10 protein-coding genes are annotated in these 13,325 nt (G+C 73.2%); 6 read left to right on the top strand and 4 right to left on the bottom strand.

Going from position 1 to position 13,325, the window contains the following annotated elements; translation table 11 throughout:
• The first annotated feature begins 52 nt into the window (after positions 1-52).
• The 4 genes from D0Z67_RS27965 to D0Z67_RS27950 all read left to right on the top strand — a co-directional run bounded on the left by D0Z67_RS27965 (position 53) and on the right by D0Z67_RS27950 (position 6,098).
• Positions 53-1,417: an FAD-dependent oxidoreductase gene (locus tag D0Z67_RS27965; RefSeq protein ID WP_031179381.1), complete on the top strand. Its 1,365-nt coding sequence runs from the start codon at positions 53-55 to the stop codon at positions 1,415-1,417.
• Positions 1,418-1,644: 227 nt separating this feature from the next.
• Positions 1,645-2,817 (top strand): hypothetical protein, encoded by a 1,173-nt coding sequence (locus D0Z67_RS27960; protein WP_031179380.1) that lies wholly within the window; start codon positions 1,645-1,647, stop codon positions 2,815-2,817.
• A gap of 78 nt (positions 2,818-2,895) precedes the next feature.
• Positions 2,896-3,186 (top strand): YkvA family protein, encoded by a 291-nt coding sequence (locus D0Z67_RS27955; RefSeq protein WP_031179379.1) that lies wholly within the window; start codon positions 2,896-2,898, stop codon positions 3,184-3,186.
• A 173-nt stretch (positions 3,187-3,359) separates the two neighbouring features.
• Positions 3,360-6,098: a SpoIIE family protein phosphatase gene (locus D0Z67_RS27950; protein ID WP_078873040.1), complete on the top strand. Its 2,739-nt coding sequence runs from the start codon at positions 3,360-3,362 to the stop codon at positions 6,096-6,098.
• Between the two features lie 12 nt (positions 6,099-6,110).
• Here D0Z67_RS27950 and D0Z67_RS27945 read toward each other — a convergent pair whose 3' ends face one another.
• Positions 6,111-7,949, bottom strand: a complete 1,839-nt coding sequence (locus tag D0Z67_RS27945; protein WP_031179377.1) for a glycoside hydrolase family 15 protein — start codon at positions 7,947-7,949, stop codon at positions 6,111-6,113.
• 144 nt (positions 7,950-8,093) lie between these two features.
• Here D0Z67_RS27945 and D0Z67_RS27940 point away from each other — a divergent pair, with 144 nt between their 5' ends.
• Positions 8,094-8,300 (top strand): hypothetical protein, encoded by a 207-nt coding sequence (locus D0Z67_RS27940; protein ID WP_030805020.1) that lies wholly within the window; start codon positions 8,094-8,096, stop codon positions 8,298-8,300.
• A 6-nt stretch (positions 8,301-8,306) separates the two neighbouring features.
• Here the strand turns inward: D0Z67_RS27940 and D0Z67_RS27935 are convergent, their stop codons facing one another.
• From D0Z67_RS27935 to D0Z67_RS27925, 3 genes are all read right to left on the bottom strand, one after another.
• Positions 8,307-9,275: a lysylphosphatidylglycerol synthase domain-containing protein gene (locus D0Z67_RS27935; protein ID WP_031179376.1), complete on the bottom strand. Its 969-nt coding sequence runs from the start codon at positions 9,273-9,275 to the stop codon at positions 8,307-8,309.
• A 171-nt stretch (positions 9,276-9,446) separates the two neighbouring features.
• Positions 9,447-11,798, bottom strand: coding sequence for a glycoside hydrolase family 65 protein (locus D0Z67_RS27930; protein ID WP_031179375.1), 2,352 nt, complete (start codon positions 11,796-11,798; stop codon positions 9,447-9,449).
• A complete protein-coding gene (locus tag D0Z67_RS27925) occupies positions 11,795-12,535 on the bottom strand; it encodes an HAD family hydrolase (RefSeq protein WP_031179374.1) in 741 nt (246 codons plus the stop codon). Before D0Z67_RS27925 ends, D0Z67_RS27930 begins: the two co-directional genes overlap by 4 nt.
• Positions 12,536-12,640: 105 nt before the next feature.
• Between D0Z67_RS27925 and D0Z67_RS27920 the strand changes: the two genes are divergently transcribed.
• Positions 12,641-13,306 (top strand): nucleoside/nucleotide kinase family protein, encoded by a 666-nt coding sequence (locus D0Z67_RS27920; RefSeq protein ID WP_031179373.1) that lies wholly within the window; start codon positions 12,641-12,643, stop codon positions 13,304-13,306.
• The last annotated feature ends 19 nt before the right edge of the window (positions 13,307-13,325 follow it).

Raw genomic sequence — 13,325 nt, 5'->3', positions numbered from 1 at the left:
AGCTTAGGCTTCCTGATCGAGTCGCCTGTCCACGCTCGAAGGGAACCTGATCATGCCGCGCCCCCTGCGGGTAGCCATCGTCGGAGCCGGCCCCGCCGGGATCTACGCCGCCGACGCCCTGCTGAAGTCCGAGACGGCCGCCGATCCGGGCGTGTCCATCGACCTCTTCGAGCGGATGCCCGCCCCGTTCGGCCTGATCCGTTACGGCGTGGCGCCCGACCACCCGCGCATCAAGGGCATCATCACCGCCCTGCACCAGGTGCTGGACAAGCCGCAGATCCGGCTCTTCGGCAATGTCGACTACCCGCGCGACATCAACCTGGACGATCTGCGCGCCTTCTACGACGCGGTGATCTTCTCCACCGGCGCCATGGCCGACCGCGACATGTCGATCCCCGGTCTCGACCTGGACGGCTCCTACGGCGCCGCGGACTTCGTGTCCTGGTACGACGGCCACCCCGACGTGCCGCGCACCTGGCCGCTGGAGGCCGAGAAGGTCGCCGTCCTCGGCGTCGGCAACGTCGCCCTGGACGTGGCCCGCGTGCTGGCCAAGACGGCGGACGAGCTGCTGCCGACGGAGATCCCGCAGAACGTCTACGACGGTCTGAAGGCCAACAAGGCCCTTGAGGTGCACGTCTTCGGCCGCCGTGGCCCGGCGCAGGCGAAGTTCAGCCCGATGGAGCTGCGCGAGCTGGACCACTCCCCCAACATCGAGGTCATCGTCGACCCCGAGGACATCGACTACGACGCGGGCTCCATCGAGACCCGGCGTGGCAACAAGCAGGCCGACATGGTCGCCAAGACGCTGGAGAACTGGGCGATCCGCGACGTCGGCGACCGTCCGCACAAGCTGTTCCTGCACTTCTTCGAGTCCCCGGTGGAGATCCTCGGCGAGAACGGCAAGGTCGTCGGCCTGCGCACCGAGCGCACCGCGCTGGACGGCACCGGCAACGTCAAGGGCACCGGCGAGTTCAAGGACTGGGACGTCCAGTCGGTGTACCGCGCGGTCGGCTACCTCTCCGAGAAGCTGCCCAAGCTGCCCTGGGACCTGGAGTCGGGCACCGTCCCGGACGAGGGCGGCCGGGTCATCGAGGAGAGCGGCGCCCACCTGACGTCGACGTACGTCACGGGATGGATCAGGCGCGGCCCGGTCGGTCTGATCGGTCACACCAAGGGTGACGCCAACGAGACGGTGGCCAACCTGCTCGACGACCACGCCAATGGCCGGCTGCACGCGCCGTCGGCCCCGGACCCGGAGGCCGTGTACGCCTTCCTGTCCGGGCGAGGAGTCCGCTTCACCACGTGGGACGGCTGGTACAAGCTGGACGCCGCCGAGCGCGCCCTCGGTGAGCCGCACGGCCGCGAGCGCGTGAAGCTCGTCGAGCGCGAGGACATGCTGCGGGAGAGCGGCGCCTGATCACCCGGCACCGCTGACCGACGACGGAACCCCGACGAGACCGGTACCCCTGGTTCTCGCCGGGGTTTCGCGTACCCGCCCGGCACGGGGCGCGTGCGAGGCGCGTCAGGGGCGCACAGGACCGCGCGCGCCCCCGCCCGACGCGCCGCCCCGGGACCCGGCGCCCCGATGACGGGGCATACCGGTGATACTGGAACGCGCACCGGCCCCCACCAGCTGATTGGCCCATGTCGAACTCCGCCACCGACCGCGCCCCCGTCCCGCAGACGATCTGGGCGGCCCGCGGCCGTCACACCGGTCCCGCCCCCGAGGACGTCGTACGCCGCACCCTGAGAGAGCGCCGGGCGAGCGGGGATCTGGACGACTTCTCGGAGCCGCCCGCCCCCGAGGGCTCCACCGACCGCGTCTTCGAGGCGCGCTGGCGCGCCGGGGGCACGATCACCGTGCGGGCCCGGCTGACCCTCGTCTCCGTGCCGGAGCGGCCGGAGCACGAGTGGACGCTCGTCGCGGAGGCCGAGCGGTTGTGGGAGGAGGCGTGGCCCTCTCCGGCCACCCTGTTCTGGCCCGAGTCCGGCTCCGCCGCCGAGGACGGCGAGTGGGACCACCATCCGACCGTGCCGGGGCTGCGGTTCCGGCAGGTCAACGCGCTGCCGTTGGACGACAAGGAGATGCGCCGGCGGCTGCGGGACGCGGCCCGCGAGGCGTGGTGCGTCAATCTGGTCGTGCACGAGGCGATGACCCCGGACGAGCGCGGCAGGCTGCCGCTGGCCCGGCTGCTGCCCCCGGGGCTGCGGCACCGGGTGATCGAGCACCGGGCCACCCCGCAGCAGTTCCGGGCGGTCAACTGGGCGCTGAAGGACCTCGGGGTCCAGGTTCCGCGCGGCGGTGCCGTACTGCTGCCGCCCGACCCGACGCCCTCGGGGTACGACCGGCAGGCGTACGCCGTGCGCAGCGTCTTCCTGGACGGCTCCGAGCCGGCCGAGCTGGTCACGGCCCTGCGGGACTTCGTCGCGCTGTCCCGCCCGAGGCCGCGCGGGCTCGGTGAGGCGCTGGCCGGGCTGCGGGACAACTGGAAGCTGATGACCCCGCAGGAGGAGCTGGAACGGGAGCGGCGCCGGGTCGAGCGGTACCGGGAGGCGCTGGAGGCGATGACGAAGTCGCGGGATCTGTACCGCGAGGCCGCCGAGCAGGCCCACGAGGCGCTGGCCGCGTACCGCGACACCCCGTTGCCCGTGCTGCCTCAGCAGCAGGCCCGCAATCAGTCGCCGTTGCAGCAGCTCACCCGTACCTTCGAGCGGCTGCGGCTGCCGAGCCGGGGACAGCGGACCGAGACCCCCGGGCCCGCCCCGGAGGTCGACCCCGACCCGGAGCGGGAACCCGAGGGCAGCGACCGGGTGTGACCCGGCGGCTGCCGCGCGCGGGAGCGGGCAGAAGGAAGAGGGCGCGGGCAGGCCGCGCGTCGGGAGGGGACAGGGCCCATGGACAACTCCACGATCGTGCTGGTGCTCGCGGCCGTCGCGGCGGCGGTGGTGCTGGGGTTCGCCGTCGTCCTGCTGGTGCGGCTGGTGAAGGCGCGGCGCTCGCTGCGGGACGCGGGGCTGCCGACCGGGCCGCGCTGGGTGTTCTGGGGCGCGATCCTCTATCTGGTGCTGCCGACCGATCTGCTGCCCGACCCGGTCTATCTCGACGACATCGGCGTCCTGCTGCTCGCCCTGCGCAGCATGCGTGCCGCGACACGCCCGCTGCCTGACAAGCCCGGCGACTTCTGAGCGATTTCTCACGGGCGTCCGGCGCCCCCGGGACGGTTCGGGTGATCCCGTACGGGTTTCCACCGACCGGGTGAGCGGGAGGCCGCGCAGGTGAGCGTGGATCAGTGCCAGCACGCCCTTCACCTCGGGGTACGGCCTCGCCTGACGGGGCGCGGCAGTGTAGACATGGGCACATGGTGCGACTGCCCGGCCGACCCGATCCGCGGGCGCCCCGTTCCTTCGGGCACCCGCGCGCGCCCCTGGGCGCGCGGCATCCGGGCGGTGCCGGCGAAGGCGGTCCGCCCGGTGTCCTGCGTGCCAAGGCGACGGGGCGCAGCCTGGCGGGACAGGTGTTCCTGCTCCAGGTGGTGATCGTGCTGCTGCTGGTCGTCTCGGCCGTGGTGGCGCAGGTGCTCCAGGTACGGCACGACAGCGGTCTGGAGGCCCGTAACCGCTCCCTCTCGGCCGCCGGTTCGTTCGCCAACGCCCCCGGTACGGCGGCCGCGCTGCGGACGCCCGACCCGACGGCGATCCTCCAGCCGAGCGCGGAGGCGGCCCGCAAGGCGACCAACGTCGACTTCATCGTCGTGATGAACACCCAGGGCATCCGCTACACCCACCCCGACCCGGACCGGATCGGCAAGAAGTTCGTCGGCACGATCGGGCCCGCGCTGCGCGGGGAGACGGTGGTCGAGGAGCTGACCGGCACGATCGGGCCGCTGGTCCAGGTCGTCGTCCCGGTGCGGGACTCGGGCGGCAAGGTGGTGGGCCTGGTCTCGGCCGGCATCACCACCGCGCACGTCGGCGGCGCGGCCGACCAGCAGCTGCCCCTCCTCCTCGCGGCGGCCGCGGCGGCCCTGGCACTGGCCACGGCGGGCACGGCCCTGGTCAGCAGGCGCCTGCTGCGCCAGACCCACGGCCTCGGCCCCTACGAGATGACCCGGATGTACGAGCACCACGACGCGGTGCTGCACGCGGTCCGGGAGGGTGTGCTGATCGTCGGCGACGGCGGCAGGCTGCTGCTCGCCAACGACGAGGCGCACCGGCTGCTGGACCTGCCCGAGGACGCCGAGACGCGCAGCGTGCTGGACCTGGGTCTGGACGACGAGACGGCCGGGCTGCTCGCCTCCGGGCGGGTCGCCACGGACGAGGTGCATCTGGTCAAGGACCGCCTGCTGGCCATCAACCAGCGCCCCACCGATCTGGACGGCGGCCCGCCCGGCAGCGTCACCACGCTGCGCGACTCCACCGAGCTGCGCGCCCTGTCCGGCCGCGCCGAGGTGGCCCGCGAGCGACTGAACATGCTGTACGACGCCGGGGTGGGCATCGGCACCAGCCTGGACGTGAGCCGCACGGCGGAGGAGCTGGCCGAGCTGGCGGTGCCCCGGTTCGCGGACTTCGTCACGGTGGACCTGTTCGACCCGGTGCTCAGGGGCGAGGAGCCGAAGCCGGGCACCGAGCTGCGGCGGTCGGCGTTCAGCGGTGTCCGCAAGGACGCCCCGCTGTATCCGCTGGGTGAGCGCATCCGGTTCGTGCCGACCTCGCCGCAGGCGCGCAGCCTGGCGACCGGGCAGTCCGTGGTGGAGCCGGACCTGGGCGAGGCGCCGGGCTGGCAGGCGCAGGACCTGGAGCGGACCGAGCAGATCCTGGCGTACGGCGTGCACTCGCTGATCACGGTGCCGCTGCGGGCGGGCAGTCTGGTGCTGGGGGTGGCGAACTTCTGGCGCGCGGAGAAGCCGCAGCCGTTCGACTCCGAGGATCTGGCGCTGGCGGAGGAACTGGTGGCGCGGGCGGCGGTGTCCATCGACAACGCCCGCCGCTACACCCGCGAGCACAGCATGGCGGTGACCCTCCAGCGCAGCCTGCTGCCGCGTACGCTGCCCGCGCAGGACGCCCTGGAGATCGCCTACCGGTATCTGCCCGCGCAGTCCGGGGTGGGCGGCGACTGGTTCGACGTCCTGCCGCTGCCGGGCGCGCGGGTGGCGCTGGTGGTGGGTGACGTGGTCGGGCACGGGCTGCACGCGGCGGCGACGATGGGCCGGCTGCGTACGGCCGTGCACAACTTCTCCTCGCTCGACCTGCCCCCGGACGAGCTGCTGGGCCTGCTGGACGAGCTGGTGGCCCGGCTCGACCAGGACGAGACCCCGGAGGACGGCGCGGCCGCCGTCACCGGCGCGACCTGTCTGTACGCGGTGTACGACCCGGCGTCCCGGCGCTGCACCATCGCGCGGGCCGGGCACCTGCCGCCCGCGCTGGTGCTGCCGGACGGCACGGTGGAGTTCCCGGACGTGCCGGCCGGTCCCCCGCTGGGCCTGGGCGGGCTGCCGTTCGAGACGGCCGACCTGGAGCTGCCCGAGGACAGCCGGCTGGTGCTGTACACCGACGGGCTGGTGGAGGACCGGGAGCGGGACATCGACGAGGGGCTCGACCTGCTGCGCGACGCGCTGCGGCACGCGCCGGGCGCCTCGCCGGAGGAGACCTGCCGGATCGTCCTGGACCGGCTGCCGGTGCGCCCCACGGACGACGTCGCGCTGATCGTGGCCGAGACCCGCGTCCTGGGCGAGGACCAGGTCGCCACGTGGGAGGTGCCCGCCGACCCGGCGGCCGTCTCGGAGATCCGCGCCAAGGTGACCCGCCAGCTCGCCGACTGGGACCTGGAGGAGCTGACCTTCACCACGGAGCTGATCCTCAGCGAGCTGGTCACCAACGCCATCCGCTACGGCCGGGGCCCCATCGGGGTACGTCTGCTGCGCGGCCGCGCCCTGATCTGCGAGGTCTCGGACGGCACCACCACCTCCCCGCACCTGCGCTACGCCGCCAGCACCGACGAGGGCGGCCGCGGCCTCTTCCTCGTGGCCCAGCTCTCCGACCGCTGGGGCACCCGCTACACCCCGACCGGCAAAATCATCTGGGCGGAACAGCCGCTGCCGTGACGCTCCCCCGGATCAGCCCAGTGCCTTGTCCAGGTTGAAGGCAGCGCTGATCAGGGCGAGGTGGGTGAAGGCCTGGGGGAAGTTGCCCTGTTGTTCGCCGGTGCGGCCTATCTCCTCGGCGTAGAGGCCGAGATGGTTGGCGTAGGTGAGCATCTTCTCGAAGGCCAGGCGGGCTTCGTCGACGCGGCCGGCGCGGACCAGGGCCTCGACGTACCAAAAGGAGCAGATGGAGAAGGTGCCCTCGTCGCCGCGCAGGCCGTCGGGGCTGGCCTCGGGGTCGTAGCGGTAGACGAGGGAGTCGGAGACCAGGTCCTCGGTGAGGGCGTCGAGGGTGGAGAGCCACTTGGGGTCGGTCGGCGCGATGAACTTGGCGAGCGGCATCATCAGCAGGGACGCGTCCAGTACGTCGCTGTCCTCGCACTGGGTGAAGGCGCCCCGCTCCTCGGACCAGCCCCGGTCCATGATGCGGCGGTAGATGTCGTCGCGGGCGCGGCGCCAGCGGGGCAGGTCGGCGGGCAGGCCGCGGCGGTTGGCGAGGCGGATGGCGCGTTCGATGGCGACCCAGCACATCAGCCGGGAGTACAGGAAGTTCTTCCGGCCGCCCCGTGTCTCCCACACCCCCTCGTCCGGCTGGTCCCAGTGGTCGCACACCCAGCTCACCAGGTGGCACACGTCGTCCCACTGGGCGCTGGAGATGGGCTGGGCCCATTTGTCGTAGAGGTAGATGGAGTCGATCAGGGCGCCGTAGATGTCGAGTTGGAGCTGTGGGGCGGCGGCGTTGCCGACGCGGACCGGGGCGGAGCCCAAGTAGCCTTCCAGGTGCGGGAGTTCGCTCTCGGGCAGCTCGACGCGGCCGTCGATGCCGTACATGATCTGCAGCGGGCCCTCGACGGCTCCGTCGCCGGGGCTGATGTGGGTGGTGAGGAAGCGCATGAACGCCTCGGCCTCGCCGGTGAAGCCGAGCCGCAGCAGGGCGTAGACGGCGAAGGCGGCGTCGCGGACCCAGACGTAGCGGTAGTCCCAGTTGCGCTCGCCGCCGAGCTGTTCGGGCAGGCTGGTGGTGGGGGCGGCGACGATGGCGCCGGTGGGGGCGTAGGTGAGCAGCTTCAGGGTGAGGGCGGAGCGGTGCACCATCTCGCGCCAGCGGCCCCGGTAGCGGGACTGGGCGAGCCAGCGGCGCCAGTAGTCGACGGTGGCGTTGAACTCGTGCTCGGCCTCGGCGTGCGCACAGCCGCGCGGGGCGATCTCGCCGCCCGCCTGGTCGAGTGCGAACACCGCGCTCTCGCCCTCGCCGAGCTTGAACTCGGCCCGCGCGTCCCGCTCGTCGCACTCCATGGCCACGGTGGCGGTGAGCGCGAGGGCACGCTCCCCGGCGTCGAACACCAGCCGGCCCTCGTCCTCGCGCAGCGTGTGCGGGTCGGCGCCGTACCCGAAGCGGGGTGCGACCAGGGCGCGGAACGGGACGGTGCCGCGTACGCACACCACGCGGCGGATCAGCCGGTGCCGGCCCTCCTCCCCGCCGCGCGCGGTGCCGACCGGCATGAAGTCCTGCACCTCGCCGACGCCCTCCTCGGTGAAGAAGCGGGTGATCAGCACATTGGTGTCGGGGAAGTAGAACTGCTTGGTGTGCGCCGGGACGGCGGCCGCCAGCTCGAACCGTCCGCCGCGCTCGGCGTCGAGCAGCGCGGCGAACACGCTGGGGGCGTCGAAGGACGGCGAGCAGTACCAGTCGATGGTGCCGTCACTGCCGACCAGCGCCACGCTGCGCAGATCCCCGATGAGACCGTGCTCGGCGATCGGCAGATACCGGCGACTCTGCCGGGTCTCCTGCTGAAAGGGCATCTCGGCCATCGCTGCGGCCTCCCGGTGTGGTGTACGGCTGCCCGTCCAGAGTAGGCCGCTCCGGATGCGGGCGGCGGTTCGGCGGCCGATGGTGAGAGGGTGCCCCGTTCGGCGGCACCGGCACGGATGCGCCCATCCGGAGGAGGAGGCATCATGTCGAGTTCCACGCCCGAAGAGTCCCGGTCGATCGACGACCACTGCACGCCCGACGCCCTGCTGCACACCGCCCCGGCCAGGGACGTCACCCCGGAGGACCTGGTGATGGCGGCGGGCAGGGACGTCACGCCGAAGACCCTGGACTGGGCCCGCCGCAAGCTGGAGACGGAGGGTTCGGCCGCGATCGAGAAGCTGCTCCCCTAGGTTCCGTCACAGCGCCTTGCGGCGCATGAGTACGGCGAGGGTCAGCAGGCCGGGCGGCAGGGGCAGCCAGACGGTCAGCATGCGGTAGCCGAGCACGGCGGAGGCGGCCGTCGCGGCGGGCGCGCCGGACGTGGCGAGCGCGAGGACGAGCGCCGCGTCCAGCGAGCCGAGCCCGCCCGGCGTGGGCAGCAGGGCGGCCGCGCCGCTGGCGGCGAGGTAGAGCAGGGCCACCTCGGGCGCGGGCAGCGGCAGCGCGACGGCACGCGCCACCGCGACCAGCACGCAGCAGTGCAGCGCGGCGAAGCCGAGGGAGCCGCCCCACAGGGCCGCCGCGCGCGCCGGCCGGGCGTGCACGGCCCGTACGTCGGCCATCAGCGCGCTCAGCAGCCGACGGCAGCGCGGCCACAGCGGACCGGCGGCGACCGCCGTGGCCAGCAGCGCCGCGCCGAGCGCGCCGGTCAGCCAGACCAGCGGCACCTCGGGTACGCGCAGCAGCCCCGGGCAGAACGGCACCAGAGCCGCGATCAGCAGCAGCTTGGACACGCCCCCGGCCCCGCCCTTGACGGCGAGCGCATTGGCGGAGCGGCCCATGGGCAGCCCGCAGCGCAGCAGGAACCGCAGGTTCACCGCCCCGGCGCCGATCCCGGCGGGCAGCAGATGGTTGGCGGCGCACGCGGCGAACTGGGCCGCGACCAGCCGTACCCCGGGCAGCCGCTCGACGACGGCCCCCTGCTGGGCGAGCGCGGAGGCCGCCCAGGTGCCGACGGCCGCGACCGCACCGACGCAGAGCCAGCCCCGGTCGGCCTCGGTGAGCCGCACCGCGCCGTCGTGCACGGTGGGCCAGTACCGCTGGGTGAGGTAGGCGAGGACGAGCAGGACGCAGACCAGCAGGCCCACCTGCCAGACGAGACCCCGCACGCGCGGCGCCGGACGGCCGGCCGGAACGGGAAGAACTTCGGGAGCGTCCTGGGTCATCGGCACCCCTCCCCCTCCACGGAAGCACCCGTCGCCGACGCCCGGGGAAACCGGACGCCACAGCGAAATCAAGGTCAAACTAACGCGGAACCACATCCCTCGCCGCCCGCGTACGGCCATACGGCGGTGGCCGGGCACACGGCTGGGGCACGAAAGGGGTGAGCCGAGGGCTCAGAGCCCCTTCGGCACCCGGTGCGGCGGCTGTTCCGGCGCGGGGCGCGGGGTGAGCGGGGGCACGGTCCGCACGGCGGGCTCGTCGGTCTCCAGCGTGACGGTCTCCCCGTGGTGCTCGATGATCAGCGGCGGCCCTTCGAGCAGCGTGTACGTCGTCTTGTCCCCGCTGATCTCCACGCGCAGCCGCCGCCCCCGGAACTGGAGGTGGAAGGCGAGTTTGCGCAGCCGCTCGGGCAGCCGGGGCGCGAAACTCATCCCGGCCGGGCCGTCCAGCACCCGCCGCATGCCGCCGAACCCAGCGACCAGCGCCATCCAGGTCCCGGCCAGCGAGGCGATGTGCAGTCCGTCGCGGGTGTTGTGCTCCAGGTCGTGCAGGTCCATCAGCGCCGCCTCGGTGGTGTAGGCGTAGGCGAGCCGCAGATGGCCCGCCTGGGCGGCGATGACGGCCTGGCAGCAGGCCGACAGGGAGGAGTCGCGGACGGTCAGCGGCTCGTAGTAGGCGAAGTTCCGGGCCACCTGCTCGTCGTCGAAGTAGGACGCGCAGCTGTACATCGCCAGGACGAGGTCGGCCTGCTTGACGACCTGTTTCCGGTAGAGGTCGAAGTACGGGAAGTTCAGCAGCAGGGGGTACTGCTCGGGGCGGGTCCCGGCGAAGTCCCAGCGCTGGTAGCGGGTGAAGCCGGCGCTCTGCTCGTGGACGCCGAGTTCGTCGTTGTAGGGGATGTTCATCGCCTCGGCGGCGTCCCGCCAGGCGGCGCTCTCCTCCTCGTCGGCGCCGAGCCGCTGCGCCTCGTCCGGGTAGCGCTCGACGGCGTCGGCGGCCGCGAGCAGGTTCTGCCGCGCCATCAGGTTGGTGTACGTGTTGTCGTCGGCGACCGCGCTGTACTCGTCGGGCCCGGTGACGCCGTCGATGTGGAAGGCGCCGTGGTGGTCGTGGTGGCCCAGCGAGCGCCACAGCCGGGCGGTCTCCACCAGCAGCTCAAGGCCCACCTCGCGCTCGAAGCGGAGGTCGCCGGTGGCCTCGACGTACCGCACGACCGCGTCCGCGATGCCGGCGTTCACATGGAAGGCGGCGGTGCCGGCGGGCCAGTACGCGGAGCCCTCCGAGCCCTCGATGGTCCGCCAGGGGAAGGCGGCGCCGCCGAGCCCCAGCTGGGCCGCGCGTTCCCGGGCGGCGTCCAGGGTGTTGTGGCGCCAGCGCAGCGCCTCGGCGACGGCCCGGGGCGCGGTGTGGGTGAGCAGCGGGAGCACGAACATCTCGGTGTCCCAGAAGGCGTGCCCGTCGTAGCCGGAGCCGGTGAGGCCCTTGGCGGGGATGGCGCGCTGCTCGGCGCGGGCGCCGGCCTGGAAGACGTGGAAGAGGGCGAAGCGGACGGCCTGCTGGATCTCCTCGTCGCCGTGCACCTCCACGTCGGCACGGGCCCAGAAGTCGGCGAGGGCCTCGCGCTGGGCGGCCAGCAGCCCTTCCCAGCCGTCGTGGGAGGCGGCGGCGAGGGCCGCGTCCACCTGGTCGGCCATGGCGGGCAGCGAACGGGTGCCGGACCAGCCGTGCGAGACCAGTTTCTCCACCCGCAGGGTGTGGCCGGGCTCCAGCACGGAGGTGACGGTGAGCCGGGCGACGTCGATGCCGCTCTCGCTGCGGCTGGTGGTGCGGCCGGGCCCGGTGACGACGTGGTCGGCGGCGACCGCGACCCGGAGGCCGCTGCGCTTGGTGCGGTGCACCAGCCGCAGCCGCTCCCCGGACGCGAAGCCGTCCTCCTGCTCCAGCGGGGAGCGCAGGCTCATCGCGGCGCGCGGGTCGCCGTTGGGCTCGGGCAGGCTCTCGTTGGCGACCAGCTCGGACTGGATCACCACCCGGCTGGGGCGGCCGACGGCCTCCACCTCGTAGGCGACGGCGGCGACCGCGCGCTGGGTGAGGGAGACCAGCCGGGTGGAGCGCACCCGGACCGTGGAGCCGGCCGGCGAGGTCCACTCGCAGGTGCGTTCCAGCACCCCGCGCCGCATGTCGAGGACGCGTTCGTGGGAGACCAGGCGGCCGTAGCGCAGGTCGAAGGGTTCGTCGTCCACCAGCAGGCGCAGGATCTTGCCGTTGGTGATGTCGATGACGCTCTGCCCGGACTCCGGATAGCCGTAGCCGGCCTCCGCGTACGGCAGCGGGTGCACCTCGTGCACGCCGTTGAGGTAGCTGCCGGGCAGGCCGTGCGGCTCGCCCTCGTCGAGGTTGCCGCGCCAGCCGACATGCCCGTTGGACAGCGCGAACACCGACTCGCTCTGGGCGAGCACGTCCAGATCGAGGGTGGTCTCGCGCACGTGCCAGGGCTCGACCGTGTACGCCCGCTCAGTGATCACTGCTTGCCTCCCAGCTCGGCGAGGTCCTTCACGACGATATGCGCGCCGTGCGCGTACAGCGCGTCGGCCTGCCCCGTACGGTCCAGACCGACCACGTATCCGAAGTCCCCGGCGCGGCCCGCGTCCATCCCGGCGAGCGCGTCCTCGAAGACGGCGGCCCGCTCCGGGGACACGCCCAGGTCCTTCGCGGCGGCGAGGAAGGTGTCCGGCTTCGGCTTGCCCGGCAGGTGGCGCTCGGCGGCCACCACGCCGTCGATCCGTACGTCGAAGAGATCCTCGGCGTCGATCGAGCGCAGCACGTCCTGGCAGTTGGCGCTGGAGGAGACGATCGCGGTGGCCAGGCCGGCCGCGCGCACGGCGGCCAGATAGCGCAGGGTGCCCTCGTACGCCTCGACGCCGTCGGTGCGGATCTTCTCCAGCAGCAGCTCGTTCTTGCGGTTGCCGAGGCCCTGCACGGTGCCCGCGTCCGGCGGGTCGTCGGGGGCGCCCTCGGGGAGTTCGATGCCCCGGGACTTCAGGAAGGAGCGGACGCCGTCGGCGCGGGGGCGGCCGTCCACGTACTCGTCGTAGTCGGCGACCTTGTCGAACGGCCGCGCGTCGGGGCCCTCGTGGTCGCGGAGGAAGGCGTCGAAGGTCTCCTTCCAGGCGGCGGCGTGCACGACGGCCGTCTTGGTGACGACTCCGTCGAGGTCGAACAGGCACGCCTGGATGGTGTCGGGCAGTCCGAGCTGAGTCATACCCTGCTCCCTTCCCCGGATCGGGCCCGGCGATCACGCCGTGCCGGGCGGAAATGGGGACGCCCGGCGGTCGCCCCGCGCACGCCCGGTGGCACACTCTGCTGCATGCCGCCGACCTTCGACGATCTTCTCCTCCGCGCCCGTCACCTGGCCAGGGACGGGCGGCGCGCGATCCTCGGCATCGCGGGCGGTCCGGGCGCGGGCAAGACGACCCTCGCCGGGCACCTCGTACGCGCCCTGAACGCGGACGGCCCGCCCTGGGTGGCGCACGTCCCGATGGACGGTTTCCATCTGGCCGACGCCGAGCTGGACCGGCTGGGCCGACGGGACCGCAAGGGCGCCCCGGACACCTTCGACGCGGCCGGGTACGCGGCGCTGCTGCGGCGGCTGCGGGAGACGCCCGCCGACGCGGACGAGGTGGTGTACGCGCCCGCCTTCGAGCGGGACCTGGAGCAGCCGGTGGCGGGCTCGATCCCGGTGCCGCCGTCGGCGCGGCTGGTGGTGACGGAGGGCAACTACCTGCTGCTGCAAGAGGGTTCGTGGGCCGGGGTACGGCCGCTGCTGGACGAGGTCTGGTACTGCGAGGTCGGCGAGCCGGAGCGGGTACGGCGGCTGGTGGCCCGGCACGTGGAGTTCGGCAAGGAGCACGCGGCGGCGATGGCCTGGGTGCTCGGCACCGACCAGCGCAACGCCGAACTGATCGCCACCACGCGGGACCGGGCGGACCTGCTGATACCGGCCTCGGCGCTGCCCGTGCCCGGCCGGGACTGAACCGGCGCCCGCCGGGGCT

It is taken from the genome of Streptomyces seoulensis (assembly GCF_004328625.1).
GTDB classification, from domain to species: Bacteria; Actinomycetota; Actinomycetes; order Streptomycetales; family Streptomycetaceae; genus Streptomyces; species Streptomyces seoulensis.
Note: the sequence above shows the minus strand (reverse complement) of the source record. Positions and strands in the feature narration are given on the sequence as shown.